Annotated in this window: 14 protein-coding genes and 2 tRNA genes; 6 read left to right on the top strand and 10 right to left on the bottom strand. The window is 64.8% G+C overall.

Annotated features, from left to right (window positions below; genetic code table 11):
• Positions 1-86: 86 nt before the first annotated feature.
• From PVZ72_RS20975 to PVZ72_RS20960, 4 genes are all read left to right on the top strand, one after another.
• Positions 87-162, top strand: a tRNA-Ala gene (locus tag PVZ72_RS20975).
• Positions 163-196: 34 nt separating this feature from the next.
• Positions 197-272, top strand: a tRNA-Glu gene (locus PVZ72_RS20970).
• 134 nt (positions 273-406) lie between these two features.
• Complete coding sequence (locus PVZ72_RS20965) at positions 407-1,549, top strand: GNAT family N-acetyltransferase (RefSeq protein WP_273862923.1); 1,143 nt, start codon at positions 407-409, stop codon at positions 1,547-1,549.
• Positions 1,543-1,872, top strand: a complete 330-nt coding sequence (locus PVZ72_RS20960) for a YnfA family protein (protein WP_187978966.1) — start codon at positions 1,543-1,545, stop codon at positions 1,870-1,872. The genes PVZ72_RS20965 and PVZ72_RS20960 overlap by 7 nt, the downstream gene beginning before the upstream one ends.
• Before the next feature lie 15 nt (positions 1,873-1,887).
• On the opposite strand, the gene PVZ72_RS20955 is transcribed toward PVZ72_RS20960, so the two are convergent.
• From PVZ72_RS20955 to PVZ72_RS20940, 4 genes are read right to left on the bottom strand one after another with little or no spacing between them, the layout of a single operon-like run.
• Positions 1,888-2,118: a YheU family protein gene (locus PVZ72_RS20955; RefSeq protein ID WP_158896618.1), complete on the bottom strand. Its 231-nt coding sequence runs from the start codon at positions 2,116-2,118 to the stop codon at positions 1,888-1,890.
• Between the two features lie 54 nt (positions 2,119-2,172).
• Entirely contained in the window at positions 2,173-3,360 is a 1,188-nt protein-coding gene (locus PVZ72_RS20950; RefSeq protein WP_017640298.1) for an osmoprotectant NAGGN system M42 family peptidase, read from the bottom strand.
• The gene (gene ngg, locus PVZ72_RS20945; protein ID WP_273862922.1) at positions 3,357-5,096 is read right to left on the bottom strand and encodes an N-acetylglutaminylglutamine synthetase; all 1,740 of its coding nucleotides are present in this window, start codon (positions 5,094-5,096) and stop codon (positions 3,357-3,359) included. The genes PVZ72_RS20950 and ngg overlap by 4 nt, the downstream gene beginning before the upstream one ends.
• A 13-nt stretch (positions 5,097-5,109) precedes the next feature.
• Positions 5,110-6,882, bottom strand: a complete 1,773-nt coding sequence (locus PVZ72_RS20940) for an N-acetylglutaminylglutamine amidotransferase (RefSeq protein ID WP_273862921.1) — start codon at positions 6,880-6,882, stop codon at positions 5,110-5,112.
• A gap of 397 nt (positions 6,883-7,279) precedes the next feature.
• Between PVZ72_RS20940 and PVZ72_RS20935 the strand changes: the two genes are divergently transcribed.
• The gene (locus PVZ72_RS20935; protein ID WP_133859431.1) at positions 7,280-7,540 is read left to right on the top strand and encodes a type B 50S ribosomal protein L31; all 261 of its coding nucleotides are present in this window, start codon (positions 7,280-7,282) and stop codon (positions 7,538-7,540) included.
• A gap of 24 nt (positions 7,541-7,564) precedes the next feature.
• On the opposite strand, the gene metR is transcribed toward PVZ72_RS20935, so the two are convergent.
• The 5 genes from metR to PVZ72_RS20910 all read right to left on the bottom strand — a co-directional run bounded on the left by metR (position 7,565) and on the right by PVZ72_RS20910 (position 13,664).
• Complete coding sequence (gene metR, locus PVZ72_RS20930; protein ID WP_059227569.1) at positions 7,565-8,482, bottom strand: transcriptional regulator MetR; 918 nt, start codon at positions 8,480-8,482, stop codon at positions 7,565-7,567.
• 150 nt (positions 8,483-8,632) lie between these two features.
• Positions 8,633-10,162, bottom strand: coding sequence for a glycerol-3-phosphate dehydrogenase (glpD, locus tag PVZ72_RS20925; RefSeq protein WP_273862920.1), 1,530 nt, complete (start codon positions 10,160-10,162; stop codon positions 8,633-8,635).
• 156 nt (positions 10,163-10,318) lie between these two features.
• The gene (locus PVZ72_RS20920; protein WP_187978970.1) at positions 10,319-11,083 is read right to left on the bottom strand and encodes a DeoR/GlpR family DNA-binding transcription regulator; all 765 of its coding nucleotides are present in this window, start codon (positions 11,081-11,083) and stop codon (positions 10,319-10,321) included.
• Positions 11,084-11,252: 169 nt separating this feature from the next.
• Complete coding sequence (glpK, locus tag PVZ72_RS20915) at positions 11,253-12,761, bottom strand: glycerol kinase GlpK (RefSeq protein WP_187978971.1); 1,509 nt, start codon at positions 12,759-12,761, stop codon at positions 11,253-11,255.
• Between the two features lie 30 nt (positions 12,762-12,791).
• Complete coding sequence (locus tag PVZ72_RS20910) at positions 12,792-13,664, bottom strand: MIP/aquaporin family protein (protein ID WP_133859426.1); 873 nt, start codon at positions 13,662-13,664, stop codon at positions 12,792-12,794.
• A gap of 296 nt (positions 13,665-13,960) precedes the next feature.
• On the opposite strand from PVZ72_RS20910, the gene PVZ72_RS20905 reads away from it, so the two are divergent.
• Positions 13,961-14,743, top strand: a complete 783-nt coding sequence (locus PVZ72_RS20905) for a PhzF family phenazine biosynthesis protein (protein WP_273862919.1) — start codon at positions 13,961-13,963, stop codon at positions 14,741-14,743.
• A gap of 45 nt (positions 14,744-14,788) precedes the next feature.
• On the opposite strand, the gene argF is transcribed toward PVZ72_RS20905, so the two are convergent.
• Complete coding sequence (gene argF / locus PVZ72_RS20900) at positions 14,789-15,706, bottom strand: ornithine carbamoyltransferase (protein WP_273862918.1); 918 nt, start codon at positions 15,704-15,706, stop codon at positions 14,789-14,791.
• Between the last annotated feature and the right edge of the window lie 66 nt (positions 15,707-15,772).

The raw sequence follows: 15,772 nt of genomic DNA, 5'->3' as shown, positions 1-15,772 counted from the left end.
CCCTTTCACGGCGGTAACAGGGGTTCGAGTCCCCTAGGGGACGCCATATCGGTCACGCAGCCCAGGCGTGGCAAGATGCTGTACTTGGGGCTATAGCTCAGCTGGGAGAGCGCTTGCATGGCATGCAAGAGGTCGACGGTTCGATCCCGTCTAGCTCCACCAAATTCGTGATCCGCGAGGGTCACACCAGGGTAACGTCCCCTTCGTCTAGTGGCCTAGGACACCGCCCTTTCACGGCGGTAACAGGGGTTCGAGTCCCCTAGGGGACGCCACACTCGAAAGAAACCGCCTCACGGCGGTTTTTTTTCGTCCGCACGAAAGCCCGCCGTCAGAGTCTTTCACAGGTGCCCGTCCGGGTACTCATCTGTGTTAGACCTGTAGGCCGAATGCAAGCAAGGGGAGTGGGATGATCGTCGAGTATCTCTACAGCCTGGCCCAGGTGCCTGCTGCCGCGTGGAACGCGCTGCTGGCGGACGACCAGCCCTTCCTGCGGCATGAATTCCTTGCCACCCTGGAAGACAGTGGCAGCCTGGGGCAGGGGACCGGCTGGCAGCCGGCGCACCAGATCCTCAAGGATGACCAGGGGCACCTGCGAGCCGCGATGCCGGCCTATCTGAAGATGCACTCCTATGGGGAATACGTCTTCGACTGGGCCTGGGCCGATGCCTGCCGCCGTGCCGGGATCGACTACTATCCCAAGCTGCTGGCCGCCGTGCCCTTTTCACCGGTGCAGGGCGCGCGCCTGCTGGGCGATCCGGCTGCCTGCGCGACCCTGCTCGACGCCACCACGAGCAGCCTGGCCGAGCTGGAGCTCTCCAGCCTGCATGTGAACTTCACCGATCCCAAGGCCGATGCCCTGCTCCAGGATCGCGACGGCTGGCTGGCGCGGCTTGGCTGCCAGTTCCACTGGCATAACCGCGGCTATCGCGACTATGGCGACTTCCTCGCCGCCCTGACCTCGCGCAAGCGCAAGCAATTGCGCAAGGAACGTGACCAGGTCGCCGGCCTGGGGGTGAGTTTCGAGTGGCGTAAGGGCGATGAGCTGAGCGAGGCGGAGTGGGACTTCGTCCATGCCTGCTACGCCAACACCTACGAGGTGCGTGGCCAGGATCCCTATCTGACCCGCGCCTTCTTCAGTCTGCTGGCCGAACGGCTGCCCGAGGCGATTCGGGTGGTGCTGGTCCGCCAGGGCAGTCGGCCGGTGGCCATGGCCTTCTATCTCAAGGACGGTGACACCCTCTATGGCCGTTACTGGGGCTGCCTGCAGGAATTCGACCAGCTGCATTTCGAGACCTGTTTCTACCAGGGCATCGAATACGCCATCGCCGAAGGGCTGCAACGCTTCGATGCCGGCGCCCAGGGCGAACACAAGCTGATTCGCGGCTTTGAACCGACCCTGACCCGTTCCTGGCACTATCTGGTGCATCCAGGCCTGAGAGCGGCCGTGGCGGAGTTTCTCGACCAGGAGCGCGACGGCGTCCAGGCCTATGCGCAGCGGGCCGCCGAGGCCTTGCCCTATCGCCAGGAAGACGGCGCGGCGCCATGCTGAACTATCTCTGGTTCTTCTTGGCGGCGCTATTCGAGATCGCCGGCTGCTATGCCTTCTGGCTCTGGCTACGGCTGGATCGCAGTCCCTGGTGGATAGCGCCCGGGCTTGCCAGCCTCGTGCTCTTCGCCCTGTTGCTGACCCGTATCGAGTCGGCCTACGCCGGGCGCGCCTATGCGGCCTATGGCGGCATCTATGTGGTGGCCTCGCTGGGCTGGCTGGCGCTGGTCGAGCGCACCCGGCCGACCTGGACGGATCTGGCGGGCGGTCTGCTGTGCGTGGCCGGGGCGCTGGTGATCCTGCTGGCGCCGCGCGGCAGTGCCTGACAGGCGCGAGACGCGCTAGTCGTTTAGCAGTTCGGGCGGCACATCGCGGCGCAGTACCAGCTGGCACAGCGCGCTGTCCGGATCGAAGAGAATGACGGCCTCGCCGGTTTCCAGGGCGCGGCGAGCGCGCTGGGTACGGGTCGCCAGGGGTGTTTCGTCGCCGTTGTCGGTGCCGTCGCGGGTGACGAAGTCTTCCAGCAGATTGTCGAGGGTGGCGGCAGCGAGCTGGTCGTGGGGGATGATCATCGAGAGGTGCCTGAAAAAAGGCGCCCAGGATACCCCAGGCGCTTGGTTCGAACGCTATTTGCTGCCGTCGCCGACGACCTCCTCCAGCGGCGGCAGGTGCGTCTGGTTGTCCATCTGGGTGTCTTCCGGCAGCAACTGGTGACCGAAGCGATCCAGCGAACTGTCGGCCGGTTGCGCATCGCTGTCGAACACCGGCGGGCTGAGCATGTACCCGGTCAGCAGCTGGCTGAGCGCCGCCAGGCTGACGATATGGGTGCGCTCGTAGCCATGGGTGGCGTCGCAGCCGAAGGCCAGCAGGGCGACCCGCACGTCCTGGCCGGAACTGATCGCCGAGTGGGCGTCGCTGTAGTAGTAGCGGAACAGGTCGCGGCGCACCGGGATGTCGTTGCGCTGCGCCAGGCGCAGCAGGTGCCGTGACAGGTGATAGTCGTAGGGACCGGCGGAGTCCTGCATGGCCACGCTGACGCGGTGCTCGTCGGAGCGCTGTCCGGGCGCCACGGGGGCGATGTCGATGCCGACGAATTCGCTGACGTCCCAGGGCAGGGCACCGGCGGCGCCCGAGCCCACCTCCTCGGTGATGGTGAACAGCGGGTGGCAGTCGATCGGTGGGGTCTGGCCGGTTTCCTTGAGCATCTTCAAGGCGGTGAGCAGGGCGGCGACGCCAGCCTTGTCGTCCAGATGGCGCGAACTGATGTAGCCGCTGTCGGTGAACTCCGGCAACGGATCGAAGGCGACGAAGTCGCCGACCTGCACGCCCAGCTGCTCGGTCTCGTGGCGACTCTTGGTCACGGCGTCCAGACGCAATTCGATGTGGTCCCAGGTCACCGGCATCTTGTCGATTTCGGTGTTGAAGGCGTGGCCGGAGGCCAGCAGCGGCAGCACGCTGCCTCTCAGGGTACCGTCATCGGTGAACAGGCTGACGCGGCTGCCTTCGGCGAAGCGGCTCGACCAGTGGCCCACGGCCGCCAGGCCCAGCCGGCCGTTGTCCTTGATCTCGCGGACGATGGCGCCAATGGTGTCCAGATGCGCGGAGACGGCGCGATCCGGACTCTCCTTGTGGCCCTTGATGGTGGCGCGAATGGTGCCGCGGCGGGTCAGCTCGAAGGGGATGTCCAGTTCGTTGAGCCGTTCGGCGACGTACATGACGATGGTGTCGGTGAAGCCCGTGGGGCTGGGGATCGCCAGCATGTCCAGCAGGACCTTGCGCAGGTAATCCAGATCGGGCTCGGGCAAGCGATTCATAGCGGAACCTCCCGGGACAGCGGGAACAGCAGGTCGATGAAGCGTTCGGCGGTGGGCCGCGGCTCGTGGTTGGCCAGGCCCGGTCGCTCGTTGGCTTCGATGATGACGTAGTCGGGCGAATCGGCGGCTGGGACCAGCAGGTCCATGCCGGTGACGGGGATGTCCAGAGCGCGCGCTGCCTGGATGGCCGCGTCGGCGAGCACCGGATGCAGACTGTCGGTGACGTCCTCCAGGATGCCGCCGGTGTGCAGGTTGGCGGTCTTGCGCACGGCCAGATGAGTGCCGGCGGGCAGCACACTGTCCCAGTCGTGACCGGCGCCGCGGATGGCGCGTTCGGTTTCCTCGTCCATCGGGATGCGCGACTCGCCGCCGGTAGCGGCCTGACGGCGGCGGCTCTGGGCTTCGATCAGGTCCCGGACGCTGTGCTGGCCATCGCCGACGATTTCCGCCGGCCGGCGAATGGCCGCGGCCACCACCTCGTGACCAATGACCACCACCCGCAGATCGAGGCCCTGGTGAAAGCTTTCCAGCAGCACACGATCGTCATGGCGCCGCGCCGCCTGGATGGCGGTGGCAAGGTGCTCGGCGTCGCGGATGTCCACGGCCACGCCCTTGCCCTGTTCGCCATTGACCGGCTTGACCACCAGGGCGCCATGCTTCTCCAGAAAGGCGGTGTTGTCTTCGTCGCTGCCCGCCAGTTGCTGCTCGGGGACCTTCAGCCCGGCACGGGCCAGGGTGCGACTGGTCAGCACCTTGTCGGCGCAGAGGGTCATGGTCACGGCGGAGGTGAGATCGGTGAGGGATTCGCGGCAGCGGATGCGGCGGTTGCCCTGGATAAGGGTGAAAAGACCCCCTTCGGCATCGTCCACCTGCACCTCGATGCCACGCCGCAAGGCTTCGTCGACGATGATCCGTGCATAGGGATTCAGCTCGGCGGCAGGGCCGGGGCCGAGGAACAGCGTCTGGTTGATGCCGTTCTTGCACTTGATGGCGAAGGTCTGCAGCGGGCGGAAACCCAGCTTGTCGTAGAGTCGCTTGGCCTGCAGGTTGTCATGCAGCACCGACAGGTCCAGATAGGCCAGGCCGCGGCTGGCATAGTGCTCGATCAGGTGGCGAACCAGCGCCTCGCCGACACCGGGCCGGCTGCACTCGGGCGAGACCGCCAGGCACCACAGCGAGGAGCCGCCATCGGGATCCCTGAAGGCCTTGACGTGATTGAGGCCCATCACCGAGCCGATGATGGCGCCGCTGTCGTCGTCTTCCGCCAGCCAGTAGACCGGACCACCCTTGTGCCGCGGCGTCAGCCGCTCGGTGTCCACGGGCAGCATATGGCGCTGCTGATAGAGCCGATTGATCTCGCTCCAGTCCTGCGCGGAGCAGGCGCGGCGGATACGAAAGCCGCGATAGATCCGGCGTGCCGGGCGATAGTCGCTGAACCAGACCCGCAGGGTATCGCTGGGGTCGAGAAACAGCTGTTGTGGCGCCTGGGCCAGCACCTGATGCGGAGCGGCCACGTAGAGGGCGATGTCGCGCTCGCCGGGCGTTTCGGTGAGCAATTCCTTGGCCAGACTGGCGGGGTCAGGATAGGTGTGACCGATGAGCAGCCGTCCCCAGCCGCAATGGAGGCAGAGCGGCTGGGAGGTCGGATGGTCGCCTTCCGCAAGGCGCGCCTGCAGCCGTTCGTAGGAGGGCGCCTGGGCACGCTGGAGGCGCTGGTTGTAGCTGGTCGCTTTCATGCGTCTTGCACCCTCACAGTCCGTGTTCGCTCATCCAGAGGTTGAGCGCGGCGAGTTGCCAGAGCTTGGAACCGCGCAGAGGCGTGATGCGATCGGCCGGATTGGTCAGCAGGCGATCGATCTCGGCGGTGTCGAACAGGCCGCGATCCTGGCTGGGATCCAGCAGCAACTCGCGTACCCAGGTCAGGGTGTTGCCTTCCAGGTGCTTGAGGCCCGGCACCGGGAAATAGCCCTTGGGTCGGTCGATCACCTCTTGAGGAATGACCTTGCGCGCGGCGGCCTTGAGTACCTGCTTGCCGCCATCGCCCAATTTGAATTCGGCGGGAATGCGCGCCGAGAGTTCGGCCAGGCGATAGTCGAGGAAGGGCACCCGGGCTTCCAGGCCCCACGCCATGGTCATGTTGTCGACCCGCTTGACCGGGTCATCCACCAGCATCACGGTGCTGTCCAGGCGCAGGGCCTTGTCGACCCCGGCGCTGGCGCCCGGCTTGGCGAAGTGCTGACGGACGAAGGCTTCGGCGGCGTCTTCCTCCAGGCGTACACCCGCCTGCACGGTGGCGGCGTACTGGGCGTAGTCGCGATCGAAGAAGGCGGCGCGGTAGGCGGCGAAGGGATCGGCGGCGCCATGTACCTGGGGATACCAGTGGTAGCCGGCGAAGAGTTCGTCCGCACCCTGACCGCTCTGCACCACCTTGCAGTGCTTGGAGACCTCACGCGAGAGCAGGTAGAAGGCGATGCAGTCGTGACTGACCATCGGCTCGCTCATGGCGGAGAAGGCACGCGGCAGCTGCTGGATGATCTCGTCTTCGGCGATGCGCAGTTGATGGTGGCGAGTGCCGTAGTGGTTGGCGATCAGATCGGAATACTGGAATTCGTCGCCGCGCTCGCCACCGGCATCCTCGAAGCCGATGGAGAAGGTCAGCAGGTCCTTGACTCCCGAATCGTGCAGCAGGCCCACCAGCAGACTGGAATCCACCCCGCCGGAAAGCAGTACCCCAACCTCGCGCGCCGCACGCTGGCGAATCGCCACGGCGTCCTTGAGACCATGCAGGACCCGCTCGGCCCAGTCGTCCAGGGTATAGCGGCGCTCGTCTTCACGGGGGCCGTAGTCCAGGTTCCACCAGGTCTCCTGGTGCTGCTGGCCGGACGCATCCACGGTCATCCAGGTCGCCGGCGGCAGCTTCTGCACGCCCTGCAGGATGGTACGCGGTGCTGGCACCACGGCATGGAAATTCAGGTAGTGGTTGAGCGCGACCGGATCGATGCGGGTGTCGATGTCACCGGCTTCCAGCAGGGCGGGCAGGCTGGAAGCGAATCTCAGGCGCCTGTCGGTGAACGAGAGATACAGCGGCTTGATCCCCAGGCGATCCCGGGCGATGAACAGCCGGCCACTGTCACGCTCCCAGATGGCGAAGGCGAACATGCCATTGAGCTTGGGCAGCATGTCCTTGCCCCAGGCGTGATAGGCCTTGAGCAGGATCTCGGTGTCACCCCCGGAATAAAAGCTATAACCCTTGGCTTCCAGCTCGGTACGCAGTTCCGGATAGTTGTAGATGGCGCCGTTGAACACCATGGACAGACCCAGTTCCGGCTCGATCATGGGTTGGCCCGAAGCTTCCGCCAGATCCATGATCTTCAGCCGGCGATGGCCCAGGGCGACCGGTCCCTGGCTGTGGAAGCCCCAGGCATCGGGTCCGCGCTGTTCGAGGCGGTGGGTAATACGCTCCACCACGCTGATGGCTGCGGGTTGTTGATCGAAACGAAGCTCTCCGGCGATGCCGCACATGGTTCTGTGCCTCTTGAATCCTTGGGATGCGGCGCGGTGAGTTCAATCCCGAACCCGGCGTGCGCATCCAATGCGTGTGGACTTCTCGCGATCCTTGAGAAGCCAATGCAGGGGCGCGGTGCGTGTGGGAGGCGTGGAGCGGACAGGTCGTCTGTCTGGCGCTCCAGGTCTGAACGCACGCATTGACCGACAGCAGGTCTCAGAGAGGGTGGGGTGCCGCCGGTCAGGGCCTCAGGTTACGAGCCCCGGGCGCGGCGGATGGTTCCATCGAAAAGCCCGTGGCTGCCGCCACCGTCACAGGTGCGGCTGTCAAACTGACTTGTTTATGTTATAATGTATCTTTATCGGGCCCAGCGATGACCTGTCGTCGTCGCCGCCCCAGACCAGGAGACGCCTCATGAGACCCGGTATCCATCCCAACTACCGTCCCGTGCTGTTCCACGACACCACCTCGGACACCTACTTCCTGATCCGCTCCACTGCCGAGAGCGATCGGACTCAGGAATACGAAGGGGAGACCTATCCCTACATCAGTCTGGACGTATCCAGCGCCTCCCACCCGATCTACACCGGCGAGCAGCGCCAGATGAAGGTCGAAGGTCGTGTCTCGAGCTTCAACAAGAAGTTCGCCGGCTTCCCGGGTGGCAACAGCAAGTAAGCCCCTCGCGAGCAGCGCGCCGACTCAGCGCGCGCTGCTGACCCCTTCCAGGGTGGCGAAGGAGGTGTCCTTGGCGGTCAGCAGGAAATCCTGCATGAAAGGCGCCTCCAGCATGTCTTCGCGGATCGCCGCATAGAGCGTCGCATACAGCCCCTTCTCACCGAGTCGGCGCGCGGTGACATAGCCGCGTGAGCTGTATTCGTGAATCGCCCAGTTGGGCAGGCAGCAGACGCCACGACCCGACGCCACCAGCTGCAGCATCATCACCGTCATCTCCGCCGTGCGTATCGACAACGGCTCGACGTCGGCCGGATCGAGAAAGCGGGTGAAGATATCCAGTCGATCGCGCTCCACCGGATAGGTGATCTGCGTTTCCTGGGCGAGGTCCTCAGGGACGATATAGGGACGCTGCGCCAGCGGATGCTGGTTGGCCACCGCCAGCAGGGCCTCGTAGGTGAACAGTGGCACGTAGGTGACGCCCGAAAGGTCCACCGGATCGGCCGTCACCACCAGATCCAGATCGCCTCGGGCCAGGGCCGGCAGGGGCGCGAAGGAGAACCCGGAGGCCAGGTCCAGCTCCACTTCCGGCCAGGAATCACGGAATTGGTCGATGGTGGGCATCAGCCACTGGAAGCAGCTGTGGCATTCGATGGCCATGTGCAGCCGTCCCGCGGTCCCGCCCACCAGCCGCGCCAGGTCCCGCTCGGCACTGCGCAGATGCGGCAACACCGCGTCCGCGGTCTGCAGCAGCCGCAGGCCGGCACTGGTGAAGCGGATGGGCTTGGTCTTGCGGATGAACAGTGGGGTACCCAGGCGCTCTTCCAGTTCCTTGAACTGATGGGAGAGGGCGGATTGGGTCAGGTGCAAACGCTCCGCCGCTTCCACCAGGCTGGAGGATTCGCGGAGAGCATGCAGGGTTTTCAGGTGACGGAGTTCGAACATGGCACTGGCGCTGGAAGTAAAGCCGCATCATGAAGACTTTTCATGGTACTGGCCATCTTCCGCCACGCCAGCCGCTGCAGAATCCAGTGCGATTGATGAATCGAGTGCCCCCGACCAGATTGCCCGCCCGAGGACAGACCAGAACCCCACTCAGGCGGCGTTGCTGTCCTTGCTGTCCTGGGCCGGTTCCGAATGCGCCAGGAAGTCTTCCAGCGCAGCCCGTTCGGCATCGCTGAATACCAGGCCCAGCTTGGTCCGCCGCCAGAGCACGTCATCGGCACTGGTGACCCACTCGTATCGTTGCAGGTACTCGACTTCCCGCGCGTACAGGTCGGCACCTATCACCTTGCCCAGCGTCTCCACCGAGCGTCCGTCACCGAGCAGGGTCCAGACCCGGCTGCCATAGGTGGTTGCCCAACGCTGCGCGAGGGCCGGCGTCAGACCACTGACCTTGTCCAGCAACTCGCGGGTCAGCGCCTGGGGTGTGGTCATGTGCTCGCCACCGGGCAGCGGTGCCGATGCGGTCCAGCTGTTGCCCAGCTGCGGGAAGAAGGGCTGCAACTGCGCCATCGCCGACTCGGCGAGCTTGCGGTAGGTGGTCAGCTTGCCACCGAACACCGACAGCAGCGGGGCACCCTGCTCCTCGGCCAGCGACAGGGTGTAGTCGCGGGTGATGGCGGAAGGGTTGTCCGATTCGTCGTCGCACAGCGGGCGTACGCCGGAGAAGGTATGCAGGACGTCGTTGCGGCTGAGTTGCTTGCGGAAGTGGGCATTGGCCACGCCCAGCACGTAGTCGATTTCCTGTTCGGTGATGGTCACCTTGGCCGGATCGCCCTGGTACTCGCGATCCGTGGTGCCGACCATGGTGTACTGGCCGAGATAGGGAATGGCGAAGACGATGCGACGGTCTTCGTTCTGCATGATGTAGGCCTGCTCGCCTTCGTACAGCTTGGGCACGATGACATGGCTGCCCTGGATCAGGCGGATCCCGTAAGGCGATTTCTGCTGCAGGTCCTGGCGAATGAAGCTGGCGACCCAGGGGCCGGCGGCGTTGACCAGGCCCTTGGCACGGATCTGCTGACGACCCTGAGGACCTTCGACCTCGACCTCCCAGTGACCCTCGACGCGACGGGCGCTGACACAGCGGGTGCGGGTCACGATGTTGGCACCCTTGTCACGCGCCTGCATGGCGTTGAGCACCACCAGACGGGCATCGTCCACCCAGCAATCGGAATATTCGAAGCCGCGCTTGATCTCGGCCTTGAGCGGCCCCTGGGCATCGAACTTCAGGCCACGGGAACCTGGCAGCTTTTCGCGCTTGCCAAGGTGGTCATAAAGGAAGAGACCGGCTCGGATCATCCACGCCGGGCGCAGGTGCGGGCGGTGGGGCAGGACGAAGCGCATCGGCTTGACGATATGGGGTGCCTTGGCCAGCAGCACCTCACGCTCGGCAAGGGCTTCGCGTACCAGACGGAATTCGTGATGTTCCAGGTAGCGCAAGCCGCCGTGGATCAGCTTGCTGCTGGCGGACGAGGTATGGCTCGCCAGGTCGTCGCGTTCACAGAGAAACACCGACAGACCCCGACCGGCGGCATCGGCCGCGATGCCTACGCCGTTGATGCCACCGCCAATGACGGCGAGATCGTAAGTCCGGGGAGTTGCAGTGGGTGCCTGGGCCATGGTGCCTCCTGTGAAACGAACATAATTATTCGGTTTCGAACATAATAGCCCAGCAAAAACTCAGGTTCTAGCCAGGTCTGTGTCTTCAGACCGCTAAAACGAAAAAAAACGAATATAGAGAGAAGCCAGGCGACGAATGGTCGTCGCCTCGGAGGGTCAGCGCGGGCGCGCCACTTCCACCTTGACCTGCCATTCCTGCAGGCAGCGGGCGAAGGCGGTTGACGGCTCGCGCTCGGTGAAGAGCTGGTCGATCTGTTCCAGGCTGCCCAGGCGGATCATGGCATTGCGGCCGAACTTGCTGGAGTCGGCGGCGAGAAACACCTGGCGGGCGTTATGGATGATGGCCTGGGACACGCAGACCTCCTGGTAGTCGAAGTCCAGCAGGGTGCCGTCTTCGTCGATGCCGCTGATGCCAACCAGGGCGTAGTCGACCTTGAACTGCTTGATGAAGTCGGCGGTCGCCTGGCCCACCACGCCGCCGTCGCTGCGCACCTTGCCGCTGGCGATCAGGACGTCGAAGTCGTCCTTGGCGCTGAGGATGTTGGCCACGTGCAGGTTGTTGGTGATGACCTTGAGGCTGCGATGCCCGAGCAGGGCATGGGCGATGGCCTCGGTGGTGGTGCCGATATTGATGAACAGCGAGGCATGGTCGGGTACGGCGGCGGCCACGGCTTCGGCGATCAGGCGCTTTTCCTCGCGCATCTGGCCGGCCCTCATGCTGTATTCGGTGTTCTCCACGCTGGAGTCGTGGGCAGCGCCGCCATGGTAGCGCCGCAGCAGGCCGGCCTCGGCGAGCTGGTTGATATCGCGGCGGATCGTCTGCGGGGTGACGGAGAAATGCTGGGCCAGCTCTTCGATGCTGACGTAGCCGCGCTCACGGACCAGTTCGAGAATCTGCTGTTGGCGAGGCGCCAGGCTCATTGCGGCTTCCTTGAGGTGATCGAGTAAATTCACAGAGGATGCCGTAGGTCTTTCCGGGTGGAAAGCGCTTGTCGCGCAAAGCAAGACCGGCGTCGGAAGACGCCGGTCTCATGGAGAGCCGTCCGGAAGGCCGCCGGGCAACCGCCGGCACCTTCCGCAACGGAGTCACTCAGTCCAGGGCCCAGCCGCGGGTGCGCTCGACGGCCTTTTTCCAGCCCTTGTACAGGGTGTCTCTCTTGGTCGGGTCGCATGCCGGTTCGAAGACCCGTTCGATGGTGCTCTTGCTGCGCAACTCGTCCAGGCTGCTCCAGAAACCGGTGGCGAGACCGGCCAGGTAGGCCGCGCCAAGGGCGGTGGTCTCCTTCATTACCGGCCGCTCGACCCGGGTACCGAGCACGTCCGACTGGAACTGCATGAGGAAGTTGTTGGCGGTGGCGCCGCCGTCCACCCGCAGGGACTTCAGGGCTTCGCCGGCGTCCTGCTGCATGGCATCCAGCACATCGCGGGTCTGGAAGGCGATGGATTCCAGGGTGGCGCGGATGATGTGGTCCACCTTGACGCCACGGGTCAGGCCGAACAGCGCACCGCGGGCATAGGGATCCCAGTAGGGCGCGCCCAGGCCGGTGAAGGCCGGGACCAGGTAGACGCCGTTGCTGTCGGTCACCTTGGTGGCGAAGTACTCGGAGTCCAGGGAGTCGTTGATCACCTTGAGTTCGTCGCGCAGCCACTGGACGGTGGAGCCACCGTTGAAGATGGCGCCTTCCAGGGCGTAGTTGACCTCGCCGCGGGGGCCGCAGGCGATGGTGGTCAGCAGGCCGTGCTGGGACTGTACCGCCTTCTCGCCGGTGTTCATCAGCAGGAAGCAACCGGTGCCATAGGTGTTCTTGGCCTGGCCGGGTTCCACGCACATCTGGCCGAACAGCGCCGCCTGCTGGTCGCCGGCGATACCGGCGATGGGGATGCCGGTGGTCTGGCCGCTGCCCAGGTGCGCGTGCCCATAGACCTCGGAGGAGGACTTCACTTCCGGCAGCATCTCGCGCGGGATGTCCAGCACCTCGAGCATGGTGGCGTCCCACTCGCGCTTGTGGATATCGAACAGCAGGGTGCGCGAGGCGTTGGTGTAGTCGGTCACGTGGGCCTGACCCTGGGTCATCTTCCAGATCAGCCAGGTATCGACGGTGCCGAACAGCAGCTCGCCGCGGCGGGCGCGTTCACGGCTGCCTTCGACATGATCGAGGATCCACTTGATCTTGGTGCCCGAGAAATAGGGGTCGATCACCAGGCCGGTGGTCTTGCGGATATGGTCTTCCATGCCGTCGCGCTTGAGCTGGTCGCAGATCGCGGTGCTCTGGCGGCTCTGCCAGACGATGGCGTTGTAGATGGGACGACCGGTGGTCTTGTCCCAGACGATGGCGGTTTCGCGCTGGTTGGTGATGCCGATGGCGGCGATCTGCTCGTTGCTGATGCTGGCCTGGGCCAGCGCCTCGACGAACACCGCGCTCTGGGTGGCCCAGATCTCCATGGGGTCGTGCTCGACCCAGCCGGCCTGCGGGTAGATCTGCGCGAATTCGCGCTGGGCGATGGTCACCACGTTGGCGTTGCGGTCCAGCACGATGGCGCGCGAGCTGGTGGTGCCCTGGTCGAGCGCGACGATGTACTGCTTGTTCTGGTCGGTCATGGTCTTGTTCCTTATTGTGATTCGCGGCGATCAGGACGCTTTGGAGGCGGAGGTCACTTCGGTGCGGGCACTGTCCTCGGCCTTGGCCGGGACGTCGCAGGCACCCGAAGCCAGGCCGGGCAGATGGCGGCAGATCAGCGCCTTGTAACCGGCGGCGCCCAGGCAGGCACCGACGATGGGGCCGAAGATGGGCACCAGGAAGTAGGGGATGTCGCGGCCACCGGTGAAGGCGATCTCGCCCCAGCCGGCAAAGAAGGTCATCAGCTTGGGTCCGAAATCGCGAGCCGGGTTCATGGCGAAGCCGGTCAGCGGACCCATGGAGCCACCGATCACGGCGATCAGCAGGCCGATCAGCAGGGGTGCGAGCGGGCCACGGGGCAGGCCGTTGCCGTCGTCGGTGAGGGCCATGATCATGGCCAGCAGGATGGCGGTGATGACGGCTTCGACCAGGAAGGCCTGGCCAACCGACAGGGACGGATGGGGATAGGTGGAGAAGACGCCGGCCAGCTCCAGGCTCGCCTGGCTGCCGCGGACCATGTGATGGGCCTGTTCATAATCGAAAAACAGGCTGCTGTAGAGGCCGTAGACCAGCGCCGCACCGCAGAAGGCGCCGGCCACCTGGGCCAGGATGTAGGCCGGGACCTTGCGTCTTTCGAAGCCACCGAACAGCCAGAGAGCGATGGTGACGGCCGGACTGAGATGCGCGCCGGAGACACCGGCGGACAGGTAGACCGCCATGCTCACGCCGACGCCCCAGATGATACTGATCTCCCAGAGGCCGAGAGTAGCGCCGCCGACCTTCGCGGCCGCCACGCAACCGGTACCGAAAAAGATGAGTAGGGCTGTGCCGAGGAATTCGGCGATGCATTGACCGCGTAGCGTTGGAGCCGGAAGAGTACTCATGGAGGAGCCTCGTGGTTGTTGTATTTATAGGTGGCCGGAGAGCCATTTGTTCGCAACCGAAAATCTAATTTCAAATATGAAAGCTGTCAAAGCTCCTGAGCGCAAAAACAGTGACGACGTTCGACAATTCATTGCCGATGCGACGCCGCCTGCTATTTTGGTCATAGGACTTCTGGCGACAACCGGCCGGTTGGCAGGTCTCAAGGTATAGCCGTTGCTGTCAGGGATCATCAGAGGCCGGGTGCCCGTGCGACGTCGATGCTTGCTGTTTCTCTTCTTCTGCTCAGGTAGCGCGCATGCCCCTAGAATTTCATCAGGTCGATGCCTTCACCGATCAGTTCTTCCGTGGCAATCCCGCCGCGGTCTACCGCCTGGACAGCTGGCCGGCCGATGAGCTGCTGCAGCGGATCGCCACCGAGCACAATCTTTCGGAAACCGCCTTCGTGGTGTGGGAGGAGGACACCTGGCGCATCCGCTGGTTTACCCCGCGGACCGAGGTACCCCTGTGCGGTCATGCCACCCTGGCTGCCGCGCACATCCTGTTCGAAATCTATGGCGAAGCGGGTGATCGCCTGGAGTTCATCAGTCAGTCGGGCGTCCTGCGGGTGTTTCGCGAAGCCGATGGACTGCTGGCGCTGGATTTCCCCGCGCTGGTGCCCACGGAGCAGGGGGTGACTCCCGAGCTGGAACGTGCCCTGCGGGTCTCGCCGGTGGATGCCCTGGCGGCGGACAAGCTGCTGGTGCTGCTGGAGTCGGAGCAGGCGGTGCGTGACTGCAAGCCGGACCTGGCGGCCATCGCCCGGCTCCCCTGGCAAGGCGTCATCGTGACCGCGCGGGGGCAGGAGGTGGACTTCGTTTCGCGCTTCTTCGCCCCGGCAGTGGGTGTGGATGAAGATCCCGTCACCGGTTCGGCGCATTGCAGCCTGATTCCCTACTGGTCGCGACGACTGGCCAAGCGGATGCTCACCGCCCAGCAGCTTTCGGCCCGTGGCGGACAGCTCAGGTGTCGACTGGAGGGCGACCGGGTCAGTATCGCCGGGCGGGCGGTGACGGTGCTGCGTGGACAGCTGTTGCTGTAGCGAAAGGGCCTCGACTGCCTGACGCAGCCGAGGCTTCTGCCGGGTTCAGGCGTGCAGCGGCGGCTTGATGAGAAATTCGAGCAGCGCCTTCTGGGCATGCAGGCGATTTTCGGCTTCGTCCCAGACCACCGCGCGGGCATCGTCCAGCAGGGTGTGGCTGATCTCTTCCCCGCGGTGGGCCGGCAGGCAGTGCATGAACAGCACATCGGGCGCGGCGCCATCGAGCAGTTGGGCGGTGACCTGGTAGGGCTTGAAGGCCGCCAGGCGCAGGCGGGTTTCCTCTTCCTGGCCCATGGAGGTCCAGACGTCGGTACTGACCAGGTGGGCCTGGGCCACCGCCTCGCGTGGATCCCGGGTCAGCTGCACGCGGTCGCCGGCGCGTTCGAGGAAGCGCGGATTGGGCTCATAGCCTTCCGGGCAGGCGATGCGCAGGCTGAAGTCGAGCTGCTCGGCCGCCTCGATGTAGCTGTTGCACATGTTGTTGCCATCGCCGATCCAGGCCACGGTCTTGCCGCGGATGTCGCCCCGGTGTTCGAAGAAGGTCTGCATGTCGGCGAGCAGCTGGCAGGGGTGCAGATCATCCGACAGGCCATTGATTACCGGCACCCTGGAATTGGCGGCGAAGGTGGTGAGCATCTCGTGGGCATAGGTACGGATCATCACGCCGTCGAGCATGCTCGACATGACGCGGGCGCTGTCCGGGACAGGTTCGCCGCGACCAAGTTGGGTATCACGGGAAGAGAGGAAGATCGCCTGGCCGCCGAGCTGGATCATGCCGGCCTCGAAAGAAAGGCGGGTACGGGTCGAGGCCTTTTCGAAGATCATGCCCAGGACGCGATTGCGCAGGGGCTCGTGCAGCACACCCCGGTTGCGCAGGGCCTTGAGCTCGATGCCGCGTGCGATGAGTTGCCGGAGTTCCTCGGGGGAACAGTCCATGAAAGAGAGAAAGTGGCGAACCGTCATTTCGTTACCCTAGCGTCCCGTCCCGGTAACGGCCGTCCATGGAGGACGCGGCGAACCTGAGAGCAT

The organism is Pseudomonas sp. LA5 (genome assembly GCF_028640825.1).
In the GTDB taxonomy this organism is placed as follows: domain Bacteria; phylum Pseudomonadota; class Gammaproteobacteria; order Pseudomonadales; family Pseudomonadaceae; genus Chryseomonas; species Chryseomonas aestiva.
This window is presented reverse-complemented; position numbering and strand designations above follow the sequence as displayed.

What these genes read in the sequence shown, in the direction of transcription:
- glpD (WP_273862920.1), bottom strand. Translation starts at nt 10,162, where the DNA reads ATGGCCCAGGCACCCACTGCAACTCCCCGGACTTACGATCTCGCCGTC.
- PVZ72_RS20920 (WP_187978970.1), bottom strand. Translation starts at nt 11,083, where the DNA reads ATGAGCCTGGCGCCTCGCCAACAGCAGATTCTCGAACTGGTCCGTGAG.
- argF (WP_273862918.1), bottom strand. Translation starts at nt 15,706, where the DNA reads ATGACGGTTCGCCACTTTCTCTCTTTCATGGACTGTTCCCCCGAGGAA.
- PVZ72_RS20905 (WP_273862919.1), top strand. Translation starts at nt 13,961, where the DNA reads ATGCCCCTAGAATTTCATCAGGTCGATGCCTTCACCGATCAGTTCTTC.
- metR (WP_059227569.1), bottom strand. Translation starts at nt 8,482, where the DNA reads ATGTTCGAACTCCGTCACCTGAAAACCCTGCATGCTCTCCGCGAATCC.
- PVZ72_RS20960 (WP_187978966.1), top strand. Translation starts at nt 1,543, where the DNA reads ATGCTGAACTATCTCTGGTTCTTCTTGGCGGCGCTATTCGAGATCGCC.
- PVZ72_RS20955 (WP_158896618.1), bottom strand. Translation starts at nt 2,118, where the DNA reads ATGATCATCCCCCACGACCAGCTCGCTGCCGCCACCCTCGACAATCTG.
- PVZ72_RS20910 (WP_133859426.1), bottom strand. Translation starts at nt 13,664, where the DNA reads ATGAGTACTCTTCCGGCTCCAACGCTACGCGGTCAATGCATCGCCGAA.
- glpK (WP_187978971.1), bottom strand. Translation starts at nt 12,761, where the DNA reads ATGACCGACCAGAACAAGCAGTACATCGTCGCGCTCGACCAGGGCACC.
- ngg (WP_273862922.1), bottom strand. Translation starts at nt 5,096, where the DNA reads ATGAAAGCGACCAGCTACAACCAGCGCCTCCAGCGTGCCCAGGCGCCC.
- PVZ72_RS20965 (WP_273862923.1), top strand. Translation starts at nt 407, where the DNA reads ATGATCGTCGAGTATCTCTACAGCCTGGCCCAGGTGCCTGCTGCCGCG.
- PVZ72_RS20935 (WP_133859431.1), top strand. Translation starts at nt 7,280, where the DNA reads ATGAGACCCGGTATCCATCCCAACTACCGTCCCGTGCTGTTCCACGAC.
- PVZ72_RS20950 (WP_017640298.1), bottom strand. Translation starts at nt 3,360, where the DNA reads ATGAATCGCTTGCCCGAGCCCGATCTGGATTACCTGCGCAAGGTCCTG.
- PVZ72_RS20940 (WP_273862921.1), bottom strand. Translation starts at nt 6,882, where the DNA reads ATGTGCGGCATCGCCGGAGAGCTTCGTTTCGATCAACAACCCGCAGCC.